The organism is Acinetobacter sp. 22512 (assembly GCF_052044755.1).
GTDB classification, from domain to species: Bacteria; Pseudomonadota; Gammaproteobacteria; order Pseudomonadales; family Moraxellaceae; genus Acinetobacter; species Acinetobacter pittii.
Genome location: NZ_JBQENP010000001.1, coordinates 457,978 through 474,064, shown reverse-complemented (window position 1 = coordinate 474,064; position 16,087 = coordinate 457,978). Strand labels below are relative to the sequence as shown.

The 16,087-nt window shown below is 39.5% G+C and carries 17 protein-coding genes; 13 read left to right on the top strand and 4 right to left on the bottom strand.

Annotation, left to right across the window (positions count from 1 at the left end):
* Positions 1-101: 101 nt before the first annotated feature.
* The 7 genes from ACTJJG_RS02270 to ACTJJG_RS02240 are packed head-to-tail and all read left to right on the top strand — an operon-like array spanning position 102 to position 7,566.
* Positions 102-1,073, top strand: coding sequence for an acyl-CoA desaturase (locus ACTJJG_RS02270; protein WP_000032710.1), 972 nt, complete (start codon positions 102-104; stop codon positions 1,071-1,073).
* The gene (locus ACTJJG_RS02265) at positions 1,070-2,332 is read left to right on the top strand and encodes an NAD(P)/FAD-dependent oxidoreductase (RefSeq protein WP_032055567.1); all 1,263 of its coding nucleotides are present in this window, start codon (positions 1,070-1,072) and stop codon (positions 2,330-2,332) included. Before ACTJJG_RS02270 ends, ACTJJG_RS02265 begins: the two co-directional genes overlap by 4 nt.
* A gap of 21 nt (positions 2,333-2,353) precedes the next feature.
* A complete protein-coding gene (locus ACTJJG_RS02260) occupies positions 2,354-3,145 on the top strand; it encodes a DUF1365 domain-containing protein (RefSeq protein ID WP_032055569.1) in 792 nt (263 codons plus the stop codon).
* Positions 3,142-4,341, top strand: coding sequence for an SAM-dependent methyltransferase (locus tag ACTJJG_RS02255; RefSeq protein ID WP_032055570.1), 1,200 nt, complete (start codon positions 3,142-3,144; stop codon positions 4,339-4,341). Before ACTJJG_RS02260 ends, ACTJJG_RS02255 begins: the two co-directional genes overlap by 4 nt.
* 29 nt (positions 4,342-4,370) lie before the next feature.
* Positions 4,371-5,150 carry a DUF1295 domain-containing protein gene (locus ACTJJG_RS02250; RefSeq protein ID WP_032055572.1) on the top strand — a complete coding sequence of 260 codons (780 nt, stop codon included), beginning with the start codon at positions 4,371-4,373 and terminating at the stop codon, positions 5,148-5,150.
* An 8-nt stretch (positions 5,151-5,158) separates the two neighbouring features.
* The gene (locus ACTJJG_RS02245) at positions 5,159-6,205 is read left to right on the top strand and encodes an SAM-dependent methyltransferase (protein ID WP_005073549.1); all 1,047 of its coding nucleotides are present in this window, start codon (positions 5,159-5,161) and stop codon (positions 6,203-6,205) included.
* Positions 6,206-6,237: 32 nt separating this feature from the next.
* A complete protein-coding gene (locus tag ACTJJG_RS02240) occupies positions 6,238-7,566 on the top strand; it encodes a sensor histidine kinase (RefSeq protein WP_032055573.1) in 1,329 nt (442 codons plus the stop codon).
* Here the strand turns inward: ACTJJG_RS02240 and ACTJJG_RS02235 are convergent.
* The 4 genes from ACTJJG_RS02235 to ACTJJG_RS02220 all read right to left on the bottom strand — a co-directional run bounded on the left by ACTJJG_RS02235 (position 7,563) and on the right by ACTJJG_RS02220 (position 9,971).
* Entirely contained in the window at positions 7,563-8,258 is a 696-nt protein-coding gene (locus ACTJJG_RS02235; protein ID WP_002119620.1) for a response regulator transcription factor, read from the bottom strand. The genes ACTJJG_RS02240 and ACTJJG_RS02235 overlap by 4 nt on opposite strands.
* A gap of 17 nt (positions 8,259-8,275) precedes the next feature.
* On the bottom strand, positions 8,276-8,770 hold the full coding sequence (locus ACTJJG_RS02230) for a chalcone isomerase family protein (RefSeq protein ID WP_005073555.1): 495 nt from the start codon (positions 8,768-8,770) through the stop codon (positions 8,276-8,278).
* Positions 8,737-9,309 carry a nuclear transport factor 2 family protein gene (locus ACTJJG_RS02225; protein WP_005073557.1) on the bottom strand — a complete coding sequence of 191 codons (573 nt, stop codon included), beginning with the start codon at positions 9,307-9,309 and terminating at the stop codon, positions 8,737-8,739. Before ACTJJG_RS02225 ends, ACTJJG_RS02230 begins: the two co-directional genes overlap by 34 nt.
* Positions 9,310-9,476: 167 nt before the next feature.
* A complete protein-coding gene (locus ACTJJG_RS02220; protein WP_032055581.1) occupies positions 9,477-9,971 on the bottom strand; it encodes a GNAT family N-acetyltransferase in 495 nt (164 codons plus the stop codon).
* A 137-nt stretch (positions 9,972-10,108) separates the two neighbouring features.
* Between ACTJJG_RS02220 and ACTJJG_RS02215 the strand changes: the two genes are divergently transcribed.
* The 6 genes from ACTJJG_RS02215 (at position 10,109) to ACTJJG_RS02190 (ending at position 16,077) form a co-directional block, all read left to right on the top strand.
* Complete coding sequence (locus tag ACTJJG_RS02215; protein ID WP_032055582.1) at positions 10,109-10,861, top strand: aspartate/glutamate racemase family protein; 753 nt, start codon at positions 10,109-10,111, stop codon at positions 10,859-10,861.
* A gap of 136 nt (positions 10,862-10,997) precedes the next feature.
* On the top strand, positions 10,998-11,984 hold the full coding sequence (locus ACTJJG_RS02210; protein WP_032055584.1) for a quinone oxidoreductase family protein: 987 nt from the start codon (positions 10,998-11,000) through the stop codon (positions 11,982-11,984).
* A gap of 11 nt (positions 11,985-11,995) precedes the next feature.
* Positions 11,996-12,844, top strand: coding sequence for a TauD/TfdA dioxygenase family protein (locus ACTJJG_RS02205; protein WP_032055586.1), 849 nt, complete (start codon positions 11,996-11,998; stop codon positions 12,842-12,844).
* A 60-nt stretch (positions 12,845-12,904) separates the two neighbouring features.
* Positions 12,905-13,957 (top strand): 3-keto-5-aminohexanoate cleavage protein, encoded by a 1,053-nt coding sequence (locus tag ACTJJG_RS02200; RefSeq protein WP_032055590.1) that lies wholly within the window; start codon positions 12,905-12,907, stop codon positions 13,955-13,957.
* Between the two features lie 117 nt (positions 13,958-14,074).
* Positions 14,075-15,424, top strand: a complete 1,350-nt coding sequence (locus ACTJJG_RS02195; RefSeq protein WP_032055593.1) for an MFS transporter — start codon at positions 14,075-14,077, stop codon at positions 15,422-15,424.
* A complete protein-coding gene (locus ACTJJG_RS02190) occupies positions 15,421-16,077 on the top strand; it encodes a DsbA family oxidoreductase (protein WP_032055596.1) in 657 nt (218 codons plus the stop codon). Before ACTJJG_RS02195 ends, ACTJJG_RS02190 begins: the two co-directional genes overlap by 4 nt.
* The last annotated feature ends 10 nt before the right edge of the window (positions 16,078-16,087 follow it).

The following is a 16,087-nucleotide window of genomic DNA, read 5'->3' as shown; positions in this document are numbered from 1 at the left end:
GATGCTTATATTTATCTCGTAACCGAGTGAACTTCACATAAATTTCATTGCGCATTTTCTAAATTAGAACCAAAAGAAATGCTTTAGATCAGGAAGAATCAATGTCTAAATTTTTTCTGCGCTGGATCGATAGCTGGTCAGATTCAGAAAATGCGCAAGTGGGTGCTTCTAGCGAATATGTCATTGAAAAGAAAATTCAATGGTTAAGAATTATTCCTTTTATTTTATTACATATCGCTTGCTTAGCTGCATTTTGGGTGGGCGTATCTTGGTTTGCTGTGATCTTCATGCTGGGATTTTATTTTCTTCGCATGTTTGCAATTACCGCTTTTTTTCACCGCTATCTTTCGCATAAAACTTTTCAGACATCACGTATTGTTCAATTCATTTTTGTACTGATCGGGACCATGAGTGCGCAGCGCGGACCTTTATGGTGGGCAGCACATCACCGTTATCACCATCACTTTACCGACACCGATCAGGACCCGCATTCAGCGAAAGCAGGCTTTTGGTATTCGCATGTAGGCTGGTTTTTAAATGAGCAAAATTTTGCTACTCGAAAAAAAGTCATTAAAGACTGGTTGAAATATCCTGAGCTGATTTGGCTAGACCGATTTAGTTTGCCTATTGTGATTTTGACGGCCTTAGCAATTTATGGTTTAGGTTCTTGGCTTGCACAACATTTTCCTGAGTTGGGCACCAATGGCTTACAGCTTTTGGTGTGGGGATTTGTGATTTCCACTGTTCTATTAACACATGCAACCTTGTGTATTAATTCACTCGCTCATCGTTATGGCTCACGTGAGTTTAATACCCCAGATGATAGCCGTAATAACTTCCTACTTTCTTTAATTACCTTGGGTGAAGGATGGCACAACAACCATCACTTTTACGCAGGCAGTGTGCGACAAGGCTTTTATTGGTGGCAGATTGATATCACCTTTTATGTGCTTAAACTGATGTCTTTATTTGGTTTGGTGTGGGGACTAAAGCCAGTACCAGACAAGGTTTATCAATATAAAAAGATTAAAAACCTATCGATAGAAAAAATTGAAAACGGTGAAGTGTTATGAAAATTGCCATTATTGGTTCAGGTATATCTGGACTTTACGCAGCTTGGAGATTGTCGGAACAACATCAAGTCACTGTGTATGAAAAAAATAACTATTTTGGCGGTCATACTGACACTCACGAGCTAGAGATAGAAGGCACTAAAGTCGCGGTAGATAGTGGTTTTATTGTGTTTAATGGCTATAACTATCCGTTATTTACCAACATGCTTAAAAAATTAGGCGTAGAAACTCAAAGCAGCGATATGAGTTTTTCGGTGAATAATCTGGTCAGTGGACTTCAATATAATCCTTCAAAAAAATGGTCGCTCTTTGCCCGTCCGCAGAACTTTTTAAACCGAAAATTTCTGCAAATGCTCTCAGATTTGCTGCGTTTTTATGATGACAATAAAGATATAGATGTGGCAGATATTGATCCTAATTTATCGATTGAAGACTATTTGGACCTTCACAAATATAGTCATGAGTTTCGTTATGAACATCTTTATCCGATGTGCGGTGCCTTATGGTCGGCACCCGTTGAGCAGGTAGGCCAAATTCCATATCGATTTGTGGTGAGCTTTTTTCAGCATCACCGCATGTTGCAGTTAAAAGAGCGGCCGCAATGGCAAACGGTTAAACATGGTTCGGCAAGCTATATTCGTGCTATTCAAAAGAATTGCCAATCCATTGAGTGGAAATTTGCAGAAGTAAAAGCTGTGAGCCGTTCACCAGAAACAGTTTTGATCGAAACCGTTGAAGGGCAAGAGCAATATGACTGGGTGATTTTTGCAAGCCATGCTGACGATAGCCTAAGTTTAATTAAAGATGCATCGGAGCTTGAACAAGAAATATTAAGCCAATTTGGTTATCAAGATAATCGAATGGTCGTCCATCGTGATCTTTCAATTATGCCTAAAAGCCGTTTGCAGTGGGCAAGCTGGCATGTACATGTAACACCAAAATCTCAAGTTCAAAACGAAGTATCCGACATATATTATGGTTTTACCTACTGGATGAATAATTTGCAGAATTTATCCTGCGCTACTCAGATTTTTTCTACGTTAAATCCGAATATGAAAATTAAAGCTCAAGACATCTTGGTTGAGCGGCAATACCGGCATCCCGTATTTGATGCAAAAGCGATTCAAGCTCAATCTCGTTGGTATGAAATTAATGGGCAAAATCGTACTTCATTTTGTGGAGCATATTGGGGCTGGGGCTTTCATGAAGACGGTGCCCGTAGTGCAGCACGTGTTGTTGAGCAACTCTTAGCGCTATAAGAATAAATAAGGAGCTTTCAAATGTTATTAAATAAACTTGCTATCGCTCCTGCGCTTATTCGTCATCGGCGTTATAGCCCAAAACCGCATGAGTTTACATCGACCTTAAATTATTTATGGTTCGATCCAGATCAATTAGTTGATATCACAAAAGATTGTTCACTCTGGTCGACGGATCATTGGAATGTACTAAATCTATCTAAAAATGATTTTTTAAACATGTATCACGGTTCTATAAGGGATAGAGTAGAGAAAGCGATACTACAAAATAATCACTTACATCTTCGGCCAGACTGGCAAATCCGAGTGTTGGCTTTGCCTCGTTGTTTAGGTTTTCGGTTTAATTCGGTCGTATTTTATTTTGTCTTAAATAAAGCCGGAAAACCGCTCTTTATTCTTAGTGAAATCACCAATACTCCGTGGAATGAACGAAAAGTCTATACACACGAATGTATAAAACAACAAGGTCAGGTAGGTGACTATCAAAGTTTCGATTTTAACTTTGAAAAATCATTTCATGTTTCGCCATTTATGCCCATGCAGTTGACTTACCGTTGGCGATTTAGTTTTTCAGATCAGCAGAATGTCATTCACATGCAGCTTTTTGAAGAGCAGAAACAAGTCTTTGATGCCACTATGCGTTTTGAGCTTGTGCCCATCACATTTCCTTCACAGCAATATCGATATGCTCTTATAAACAGCCTAGCGCCTTTTAAAATGTTGTTTTCAATATATTTAGAGGCATTTAAGTTGTGGCGAAAAAAAGTTCCATTTTATCGTCATCCTAAAAAGATCAAGGTAGATAAGACATGATAAAAACATTTCTTTATGGTGAAGATGACTCACTGCCGTTATTGCTCAAGAGTCTTCTCAAACTACGTCATGGACAGATCACTTTTCAGGGCGCGTGGAATGGGACGGTCGGTGAAGTTTCAGACTTACATGCTGTGATTGAAGTTCACAATCCTTTATTGATGGATCTCATTTTAAAAAATGGTGTTTTGGGAGCAGCAGAAGGCTACATCCGTGGTGACTGGAGCAGCGAGCACCTTGTCGAGTTGATTCAGATCTTGGCACGTAATCGAGCTGTATTGGACCAAATCAACCAGAATGTTATTGCTCAAGCGAGCCAGTTTTTTCTTAAAGCGTGGTATCAAAATCGAAAGAACTCTATAAGTGGTAGCCGTAAAAATATTGCCGAGCACTACGACTTAAGCAACGACTTTTTTAAATTATTTTTAGATCCGTCTTTAATGTATTCGAGCGCCGTTTTTGAAAATGAAAACATGACTCTCGAAGAAGCATCTGATTTAAAAAAAGAGATCATTTGTAAAAAGTTAGATTTAAAACCGCTAGATCATTTGGTTGAAATTGGAAGTGGGTGGGGTGGTTTTGCCATTTATGCAGCTCAACATTATGGCTGTAGAGTAACCACCATTACCATTTCACAAGCTCAATATGATGAAGCCATTACTCGTGTAAATGAAGCTGGCTTGGCACATCGAATTGATGTGCAACTTAAAGACTACCGTTTGCTCGAAGGTAAGTTCGATAAGCTGGTTTCAATTGAGATGGTTGAGGCGGTTGGTGCGCAATATTTATCGACATACTTTGATCAATGTAAAGCACTCTTAAAACCGAAAGGTTTGGCATTTATTCAAGCCATTACCATTGAAGATTTCCGATATAAAAAAGCATTAAATACAGTTGATTATATTAAGCGCTATATTTTCCCGGGTAGCTTCATTCCTAGCATAAGTGTATTAACTCAAACCGCCTCTGAGAGTGGTTTAAGGTTAAAACATTTAAATGATATTGGTTTAAGTTATGCACAAACACTTCATCACTGGCGAGCGCGTTTTTTAGCAGCGCGGGAACAAGTATTGGCTCTAGGTTTTGATGAAAACTTCATTCGCATGTGGGATTTTTATTTATGTTATTGCGAAGGTGGTTTTAAAGAAGGCGTGATAAGCAATGTTCACTTGTTGTTTGAAAGTACCAGCTACTAAATCAAACAGCTCAAGTAAGGAGACTGCTCATGTTTTGGAATTTACTGATTCTAGATTTAATGATCATGTTGCTGAGCTGGCTACTTGCCACTCTAAATGGCAGAGCTGGAATTGTAGATGCTGCATGGAGTTTCTGTCTGGCAGTAAACATTATTGTGTCTTCTTTACTCATTTCAGTTGCCCCAGTTGAAGTGCGTCTTTTTATCGGTATTTTTAGCGGCTTATGGTTTTTAAGATTATTTTGGCACCTGTTAAGACGTTATCAATCTGAACAAAAAGAAGATGGACGTTACGCGAGCATGCGTAAAGCGATGGGTAAGTTTCAGCATATTGGCTTTTTATTATTTTTTATCTTTCAAACACTTTTAGTGCTTTTGTTCTTTTTGCCGATGTGGATGCTCCTCAATGTAGAGACAACTGAATGGAGTAGTGGATATAAAGTCGCTTTAGTAATTGCTGCTGTTATCATGGCAATTGCTTTCATTGGAGAGCAGCTCGCTGATCAGCAGTTATACCGATTTAAATTAAATCCAGATCATCATGGCAAAACGATGGATCAGGGTTTATGGCGTTATTCACGGCACCCCAATTATTTTTTTGAATGGTTACACTGGTTTGCCTATCCAATTATTGGTTTAGCAGCAGGCCAATATGTATTGTGGATTTATCCGTTACTGATGTGGCTATTTTTATATTACGTCACGGGTATTCCATTTAGTGAAAAACAAGCAATTAAAAGTCGCGGTCAAAATTATCTTGATTATCAACAAAAAACATCAATGTTTATTCCGCGAAAACCCAAAAAATAGGTGCGCATATGGATTTTATTGTTCATCAGTCTTTGAAAATTGTTGAAAGTGGTGTGATTCCAGATCATGCAATTCGAGCTGCAATTCGTGCTTTAAGTAAAAAGCGCTTAATCCAAGAAGGCCGTTATGATCCTGAGCAAGGAGCGCAGCGCTACATGGATGTGCTTAATATGCTGAAGAAGAGCGAAATCGCGGTTGAAACGGATAAGGCAAACGAGCAGCACTATGAATTGCCGACCGAGTTTTTTCAGGCGGTGCTTGGAAAAAGACTCAAATATAGTGCGTGTTATTTTCCGACTAAAACAACAACTTTAGATCAGGCAGAAGAGTTGGCTCTTCAGCTTTATTGTGAAAGAGCACAACTTAAAAACGGTCAACAGATTTTAGAGTTAGGCTGTGGTTGGGGCTCTTTAACTTTGTGGATGGCAGAAAACTATCCAGGCTCACAGATTACGGCTGTTTCAAATTCTGCAACTCAGAAAAAGCATATTCTTCGGCAAGCAGAATTGAGAGGTTTAACCAATGTTGAAGTGCTTACCTGTGATGTGAATGTACTTGACTTAGACCAAGACAAGTTTGATCGTGTTGTATCGGTCGAAATGTTTGAACACGTTCGTAATTACCAACGTCTTTTTGAAAAAATTCAGGGCTGGTTAAAAGCAGACGGCTTACTTTGGTGTCATATTTTTTGCCATCGCTTTTTACATTATCCTTTTGAAGTAAAATCAGATTATGATTGGATGTCCAAGTATTTCTTTACTGGCGGTTTAATGCCTTCGACTTCGACTTTTTTGCATTTTCAAGAGCATTTAGAGTTGGCTCAACAGTGGCAGTGGTCGGGTGAGCACTATATGAGAACGGCAAATGCTTGGCTTGATAACATGGATAACCAAGAAGTCGAACTGAAGCCCCTGTTTAAAAAAATCTATGGAAAAGATGCCAATATTTGGTGGCAACGCTGGCGTATTTTCTTCATGGCTTGTGCTGAGTTATTTGGTTTTGAGCAAGGTCAAGAATGGGTCATTGGTCACTTTTTATTTAAAAAGCGATCATAGTAATTTCTATAGCCTATCCCGGCGATAAAGATATGATAAAAACTCGACATGATGGCAAAGCGAGTCATCCATTAGCCCAAATGTTCAATCGATATTACTGGTTGCAGATTGGTCTGATTGCATTATCGATCGTGGTCGGGTTGGCTTGTAGTGCTTGGGTGATTAAGGGCTCTTTACTTAAAACCGCTTTAGAACAGGAAATGGAGCATTACTGGTTACGCATAGAACGTAATCCAAATGCTGATTTACCAGATACTAAAAATTTATATGGATATCGGTGGAATACACAGGCCGCGCCTCAACCTTTTCGGGGCATGCATTTAGAGAGTGGCGTGCACCGAGTATTCGTTGATGGTAAAGAACGAATGACGGTCTATGGTGAGCGTAATGGTCAGCATGTTCTATTGGTATTTGGCGAAAGCAATGTTAATAAGCTGATCTGGTTATTTGGTCTTGCTCCACTGATGTTCAGCTTATCTGTTCTATATAGCTTTTTGTGGTGGTCAAACCGAAGAGCAAGACGCTATTTTTCCCCAATTACGCGCTTAGCGAACGCTTTAGAAAATATTGATTGGGCACATCAAGATACTCAGGCATCTCCTTTTAGAGATATTAATACCAATGGCAACATGGAAGCCGAATATCTCAAACAAGCTTTAGAAAAATATCATCAAGTTTTAAGTGATTTTATTCGACGTGAAAGAGAATTTACTGGAGATGTGAGCCATGAGTTACGCACTCCACTCACCATTTTGAAAGGTAATGTGCAACTTTGTCAGGCGAAATATGGAGACGATAAATCTTTAGTCCGTCTTCATAACACAATTGAAGACATGCAGTTGCTCGTTGATACCTTACTTGCGATTGCTCGGAATACGGTAAAAAGCTTGCCGTCTGAGAAAAATTTATTATCCAAAACGGTAAAAGATCTTGTTGAAAGTTTAGAAGCGGTGAGTGTAGGTAAAGGGATACAGATTAATATTCAACCTGACGTTTCTGAGCAGCCACGTTGGTTATATCCTTCGATGACTCAAATGGTTTTAGGTAATATTTTACGTAATGCGCTGAACTATTCTCAAGGCTCACAAATCGATATCATTCAACAAAAAAACAGCCTGATTATTGCAGATAACGGAATTGGAATTTCTTTACCTAACGATGTAAAGGTGCAAGAGCTCAGCGATTCGCAACTTTCCTTAAAGGCTAAAGGCCATGGAATTGGCTTGCAATTGGTACAAAAGCTTTGCAAACAACTAGGATGGAGAGTGGAGCTGTTTGATCGACAATATTATTTAACCACTCATCCTGAACTCGATTTGGAGCCAACCACGGGCTTAATTGTTGTGGTCTATTTAAGTTAAGTTGCGGAATCTTCCAAAGCAATTTTTAAACCGACACCTGCCACTGTATGTAATAGTTTAGGATCAAAAGGTTTATCAACCATTTTTCTTAGGTTATAGATATGACTGCGTAACGCATCGCTTTCAGGTTCTTCGTCTCCCCATAATTCCATCATCAGTTCTTGCTTAGTCACTACTTTTGGAGACTGGCGCATCAAAATTTTTAATAGTTTAAATTGAATAGGGGGTAACTCGATATTATTTCCGGCACGAACCACAGTTTGAGTTGAGCTATCAAGAATTAAGTCGTGAATTTGAATTTTATGGTGAGTGACTTCACCAGCTGCTCTTTTTATTAATGCACGAATCCGCATCACTAATTCATTAAAATCAAAAGGTTTTACCAAATAATCATCTGTGCCAGCAGTAAAACCTTTAAGTTTGTCATCTAAAGTATCTCTTGCTGTGAGCATAAGAACGGGAATATCAACGCCTTGTTCGGTACGTAGCCAGTTACATAGGTCATAACCCGAGCCATCGGGCAAATTTATATCGAGCAACAAAAGATGATAATGCTGAGATTTGAGAAAAGTCCGTGCAGCATCTAAATTACGTGCATGATCGACAACATAATCATGCACTTCAAGAAATTCGCAGACCGTTGCTGCGAGTTCAAAATGGTCCTCAACCATGAGGATAAAGTGATTACCCATGAGATTTTATTAAGCCATTAATTTAATAATTGTTGTTTTAATTTAGCATTAAACGGTTCGCTACCAAACCAGATTTTAAAATATTGATTTGCATTCGGATTGTTCAAAGAGCCGAGTAGCTTCTGGTTTAATTTTAATTCTAGTTTTTGATTTTCATGTTGATAGTAGAGACTATAAAGATCTCCACTCTTAATTGGCCTATATAGTTCATTAATATGATTAAGCGGGGATTTCGCATCAAAGCCGCTAACATTTTTCTTCAAAAAGTGGGTTGCTGCACGTTTAAATGCCCACTCGGGAATATCGCGGTTATAGCTAAAGTCCATTTTGATGCTTTGGTTCTGCCAATTTTTTAGGCAATCTTCAGCAAAGTAACTGACATTTCCCACTTTCTTGCTCGTCACCATTAAAGGAGCTGAACTGCATTTTTTTAGTTCAGCCGCATTGGCTTGAGATACGATTAAGATTCCCAGAAATATCAAGATTCGACTTTTTTGAACGGTAATACCCATTTATATACTCCTCCAAATATTGGTAAAGAACGGTAAAGGCCATTTGCCGGATCCCAATAATCTTGCTGGAAAATAATTTTTTGTTGCTCATTAATCTTAATTTGACTAATTCCATAAGAAGCCATGGTTTTTGAGCGACCTAGCATTTTAAAGTCATAGGTCATGTACCAATGAATGTAGGCTGTATCTTGGTGATGAGTTGCACTAATGAGTTTTACCGTGACATTACTCACTCGGGCATTCATGCCTTCAAAATGCTTAATCAGATCTTTCTTTTGAGAGAACTGCGAGAGTGTATCGTTGATATAGAGCTGATCAGCGTAAAGATTGCTAGCATTATTTACAAAAGAAGGAGTACCGAGCGTATTAAATGCAGCGACAAAACGATTGCCGACATCTAGCGCCTGTTGATCATCTAATTCTATACCAGTAATTTTTTGTTCAGCTTTGCCATAGTCACCTGAGTAACTAGGCACACTTTTACACGCCGTTAAACCTACCAAAGTAATCAACCCTAGGGCTGTAGTTATAATTTTCATGTCGATACCAAGCCAACTTTATAAGATCAAATTAAAGAGCTGGTCGTGAATTTTGCGTGAATTCTTATGTTTTATGATTTGGGATTTAATGCTGGTTCCTTTGAGGCAAATAGATCTTCACTAACTTAAAGTTTTTTATAGTAATGCTTTATTTTTTATCAAAGAAATTACAGATCTTTTTTGAAAAAGATAACATCCATATTCATGTAACTAGATGAATTTGTTTTTTCAAAACCAAGTTTATTTAATAGGTTGTGGGCAGGTAAATTATCTTTTTCTGAAAAAGCGATCACATGCTTAAATTTTCGACTTTGCATGTCTTCTAGTAACTTAAGTGAAGCTTCAACAATATAACCTTTATTTCGCTCAGTTTTAATAAGTCTAAAACCTAGTTCAGCTTCTGTCTTGCTATCAACCTCACAAGTTTCAAAACCACAATAACCAATAATTTTATGGGTATCTTTTAAAACGATAGCCATCTTGCCAAAATTATGATTTTTATAGTGCTCCAAAATTTCTAAAAAACGATCAGTTGCTGCCTCAGTTGATAAGGCACCATGAGGTGAAAAAGCCATAAAATCTTTGTCTTGAAACATCTCCAACATAATAGGTAAGTTTTCTTCAAGGAATGGCCGTAAAATTAAACGTTCTGTTTCTAACATAGAGTTCTTATTAAATAGTTTAAAAAATTATAGCTTATAAGATGAATAATAATTCAATAAAGAAAGCAATTTTATTCTAGCTGCGCTTTACCCATAAGAGATATAGATAAATTTTACATAAATAGAAGGATTCAATAATGAAAACAATCGGCTTATTAGGTGGAATGAGTTGGGAATCGACAGCGCTTTATTATCAGAAAATTAATAAAATGGTTCATCATAAATTAGGAAAATTGCACTCAGCTAAGGTCATTATTAATAGTGTTGATTTTGAAGAAATAGCAGCCTTGCAAGCGAAGGGTTTATGGCAAGAAGCTGGCACATATTTAGCTGAGCAAGCACAAAATTTAGAAAAAGCAGGGGCAGATTGTATTTTGGTGTGTACTAACACCATGCATAAAGTTGCTGCACAGATTGAAGATTCAATTACGGTTCCTTTCTTACACATTGCTGATGCAACTGCAAAAGAAATTTTGAGTCAAAACATTGGTAAAGTTGCATTGTTAGGGACTGCTTTTACAATGGAGCAAGATTTTTATAAAGCTCGATTACAAGATCATAGAATTGATGTTGTTATTCCAAATGAAGAAGATCGAAAGACAGTCCATCACATTATTTATGAAGAACTTTGTTTAGGTGTGATTAACCCCGATTCTCAGCAAAAGTATATTGCTATTGTAGAGAGGCTTATAGCTGAAGGTGCCCAAGGAATTATCTTAGGTTGTACCGAAATTTGTATGTTAATTGGTGAGCTTAAATTCTCGGTTCCTTTATTTGATACGACCACCATTCATGCAAAAGAGGCGGTGAGTTTTAGCTTGAATGAAAATAAGAATTTTCATAGCACCAATTTAAATATATCTGCTGCAATTTCTGGGAATACTGTTTAGCAATATTTGGAATATCCTTTGTCATTAAACGTTAAGCTTGTGTCGTCAAATGTAAAGTGGCCCATATCCTAACTGTTGTAATTTTGGTTATTGCTTTTATATGCACTCAATAAAAAACCAAAATATGGAATAGGACATGACGTTGACGAAAGCTATACGTTTCTATGGAACAGGAACGCCAGAAGTATTGCGCTATGAAGATGTAGAAGTAGGAGATCCAAAAGCAGGGGAAGTACGCCTACGTCATGTGGCAGTCGGTTTAAATTATGCCGATACATATTTTCGTAATGGAACCTATCAAATTCCAATGCCTAATGGCATGGGCGTCGAAGCATCTGGTGTTATCGAAGCTTTAGGTGAAGGAGTAACTCAGCTTAAAGTAGGTGATCGAGTTACCTATACAGGTTTTTTAAATACGTTAGGTGCATATAGCACCCACCGTTTAATTCCAGCAAATGCTTTAATTAAATTACCCGAAGAAATTTCTTGTGAAACAGCGGCAGCCATGACCATGCGAGGGTTGACCGCTGCTTATCTAATGCGCCGCATTTATGACTTTAAAGCGGGCGATTCAATTTTATTACATGCAGCCGCAGGTGGTGTTGGGCTGATCGTTTCTCAATGGGCTAAATTACTTGGCCTAACTGTTATCGGGACCACATCTTCAGAAGAAAAAGCTGCCGTAGCGCGAGCTCATGGTTGTGATCATGTCATTAACTACAGTCATGAAAATGTTGCTGAGCGTGTACGTGAGTTAACAGGCGGCGTGGGTGTAAATGTCGTTTTCGATAGTGTTGGCCAAGCCACTTTCATGAGTTCATTAGACTCTCTCAAACGCCGTGGTTTGTTGGTCTGCGTGGGAACAGCGTCTGGTCCAATCCCTGCTTTTGATCCGGTATTACTCGCCGTGAAAGGATCATTGTTTGTCACACGTCCAGCTTTGGCAGATTACATTGCAGATCCTGCTGAGAAGAAAGAACTGGCAAATGAATTATTTGATCATGTTCGACATGGGCGAATCAAAATTGAAATTAATCAGCGCTATGAGCTAAAGGATGCCGTGCAAGCTCATCGTGATTTGGAAGCACGTAAAACAATAGGTTCATCAATCTTTGTAATTTGAAGGGATTTCTTATGCAAATTGAACAGTTAACTTGCAATATTGGTGCAGAGCTCAGTGGCGTCAAACTTGCTGATGCGATTTATGATGATGGATTATTTGCTGAAATTCGCACACAACTACTTAAACATCGTGTGTTGTTTTTACGAGATCAGCACTTAACCCGTCAGGATCATGTCGCATTTGCAGAAAAATTTGGACAATTAGAAGATCATCCCGCGGTAGGCAGCCATCCTGATCATCCGGGTTTGGTGCAGATCTATAAACATCCTGAAAGTCCTGTCGATCGTTATGAAAATGCTTGGCACAGCGATGCAAGCTGGCGCAAGGTTCCACCGATGGGATGTGTGCTGCACTGTGTCGAATGCCCACCTGTAGGTGGTGACACCATGTGGACCAATATGGTCATGGCCTATGCGTCTTTACCCGACGATATTAAGGCTAAGATTGCAGACTTACGTGCCTACCACAGCATAGAAGCGAGTTTTGGTGCGGCTATGCCACTTGAAAAACGCTTGGACTTAAAAGCAAAGTTTCCCGATGCTGAGCACCCAGTGGTACGTACTCATCCTGAAACGGGAGAGAAAATTTTATACGTCAACGCGTTCACAACTCACTTCAGTAACTATCACACCAAAGACCGAGTCAGATTTGGACAAGATGCCAATCCGGGCGCAGCTGAACTACTGCGTTACTTAATTTCTCAAGCCTATATTCCTGAGTTTCAAGTGCGTTGGCGTTGGAAGCCTAACAGCATTGCCATCTGGGATAACCGCAGCACACAACATTATGCAGTCATGGATTACCCACCTTGCCACCGAAAAATGGAGCGGGCCGGCATTATTGGTGACGCAACCTATTAAATCTATAGGTTAATAATTTTATCTAATTGAAAATTCTAAAAAATATATGAGGAGATGCACATGCAATTCTTTGACGACTCATTGCACCCGGAAAATATGGAAAAAGTGGTGATCACGGTTGCGCCGTATGGACCCGAATGGATGCCAGAAGACTTTCCCGAAGATATTCCAGTGACCATGGATGAGCAAATTCAAAAAGCGGTTGAGTGCTATGAAGCGGGCGCGACAGTGCTGCATTTACATGTCCGTGAGCTTGATGGCAAAGGCTCTAAACGCTTGTCAAAATTTAATGAGCTCATTGCAGGGGTTCGTGAAGCTGTGCCTGACATGATTATTCAGGTGGGTGGTTCGATTTCATTTGCACCAGAAAGTGAAGGTGAGGCAGCCCTATGGTTAAGTGATGATACCCGACATATGTTGGCAGAACTCACTCCCAAGCCCGATCAGGTCACGGTGGCAATTAACACCACACAAATGAATATTATGGAATTGCTCTATCCTGAATATTTAGAAGGGACTTCATTGGCACATCCAGCGACTCAGGCAGCATATGCAGAGATGACTGTGCCTGCAGGGCCTGCATGGGTTACCGAACATATTAAGCGCTTATGTAAAAACAATATTCAACCGCACTTTCAGTTAACAGGTATGCATGGGTTTGAGACGCTAGAACGTATGGTGCGTAAAGGGTTGTACATGGGGCCGTTAAACTTAACTTGGATTGGAATTGGCGGTGGTTTTGATGGTCCAAACCCATTTAATTTCTTTAATTTTATTCATCGCGTACCTGATGGATGTACTTTGACATCAGAATCTCTGCTCAAAAATGTATTACCTTTTAACACCATGTCGATGGCAATGGGTTTACATGCACGAGTGGGTAACGAAGACACGATCATTGATCATCACGGACGCCGTTTTTCATCTGTAGAGCAAATTAAGCAAACCGTTCGGATTGCCCATGAATTAGGCCGTGAAATTGCCTCAGGAAAAGAAGCCCGTGAAATTTATCGTATTGGGGTGCAATACAACAGTATTGAAGAAACTCTAATCGCAAATGGTATGGCACCCAACCGTAAAGCAGGGCAAAAAGGCGTGCCGCAGCGTAACTAATGTGACAAGGTCTAACGGAATTTAGACCTCAAATGTAGTGCAGCTTATTCACTTTGTTTTTAAAAGTGCGCTGCTGCACTAGCTAAATAGAAATTATAAAAAATACAAGGAGGTCGTATGAATACACATCAGTATTCAGATCAGATGAGCGATGTTGATACGTCAATCAGTATACCTCGTCGTTATGCATGGCTTGTTTTTGCTTTGACATTTGGTTTGCTCATTTCAGATTACATGTCAAGGCAAGTCTTAAACGCAGTCTTTCCTTTACTTAAAAATGAGTGGTTGCTCAGCGATAGCCAGTTAGGTTTGCTCAGTGGCATTGTCGCGTTAATGGTGGGTTTATTGACTCTGCCGTTATCTTTAATGGCAGACCATTTTGGGCGAGTGAAAAGCTTGGCTATTATGGCGGCTTTATGGAGTTTGGCGACTTTAGGATGTGCACTGGCTGAAAATTATGAGCAAATGTTTATTGCTCGTTTTATGGTTGGTGTGGGTGAAGCTGCTTATGGCAGCGTTGGAATTGCAGTGGTTGTGGCTGTTTTTCCACGAGAAATGCGCGCAACACTCGCCAGTGCTTTTATGGCGGGTGGCGTATTTGGTTCATTTTTGGGTGTAGCTTTAGGTGGTGTACTCGCACAGCACTTCGGGTGGCGTTGGGCATTTGGAGGCATTGCTTTATTTGGTCTCATTTTGGCTTTTCTATATCCAATTTTAGTGAAAGAAAACAGAATAAATGCAGCACCTCAAAATAAAATTCGTAGTAAAACCCAGCACATAAAAAGCCCTTTAAAAACTTTATATTCAAGTCGTTCAGTCATTGCCACTTACATTGGTAGTGGTCTGCAATTATTTGTTGGTGGCACAGTGATTGTCTGGATGCCGAGTTATCTCAATCGCTATTACGGCATGAGTACCGACAAAGCAGGCGTAATGGCAGCGATCATTTTGCTATGTAGTGCAGTAGGCACAATTCTATGCGGCATGTTGTGTGATTATTTGGGCCGTAACTGTCCAGATCGTAAGGTCAGTTTAGCGATTACATACTGCTTGCTCGGTTGTGTTCTTTTATCAATTGCTTTTGCTATGCCTGTGGGACGTAACCAGTTACTTCTCATCTGCCTCGGAATGTTTATTGCCCTAGGAACCAATGGGCCATCTAGTGCCATGGTGGCCAATCTCACACATAACTCAGTTCATGGCTCTGCATTTGCAACACTCACCTTAGCTAACAATTTTCTTGGTTTAGCTCTTGGTCCTTTAGTGGTTGGCAAAGTATCTGATGTGATTGGTTTACATAGCGCATTTCAACTCATGCCATTGGTCAGTATTGCAGCTGCAGCAGTATTTTTTTATGCCAAACGCCATTATCACAAAGATATCTCACGCTTTGAGCAGCAAGCAATAACTGAGCTTGAAAATCATTCAGGTAACCAAATACAAAAATGCGGGATGAATAACAAATGATGATTCGGCAATTACACATTGATGTATTTTTTGACTTTATTTGTCCTTGGTGTTTGATCGGAAAACGTCAGTTACTGATCGCTATAAATAGATTTTATCAGCTTCACCCCAAAGTCAAAGTTATCGTGCACTGGCGAGGTGTTCAGCTTATACCTGACTTAGCTGTTGAAGGTGTACCGTTTCAAACGTTTTATTTGAAACGGTTAGGTAGCTTGACAGCAGTTCGTATGAGACAAGAACAGGTCAATAAAGCTGCAAATAAAGTTGGGCTCAAGATCGATTTTGAGCAAATTAAACGAATGCCAAATACGGCCAAAGCTCATCGCTTATTTGATAAAGCTTTAAAGATAGGAACTCCTGAGCAGTGCAATGCGTTGTTAGAACAACTCTTTGCTGCATATTTTTATGATGGGTTAGACATCGGAAATACTACTACTTTATACAAAATCGCCAAACGCTGTGGTTTCCCGCGTGAACTGATCAAAGATTTGCTTATTCAAGATCATCAAGATTTTATCTCTGCAAGTACAGGAGGTAATGGCGTGCCTTACTTTATTTTTGATCGGGCTTCTGCCTTGGTGGGCGCGCAATCAGCAGATGCACTTTATCAAGCGATGCAAGAGGCAATGCTGGCACAAGGAGAGTTGATATGACCAACCGATT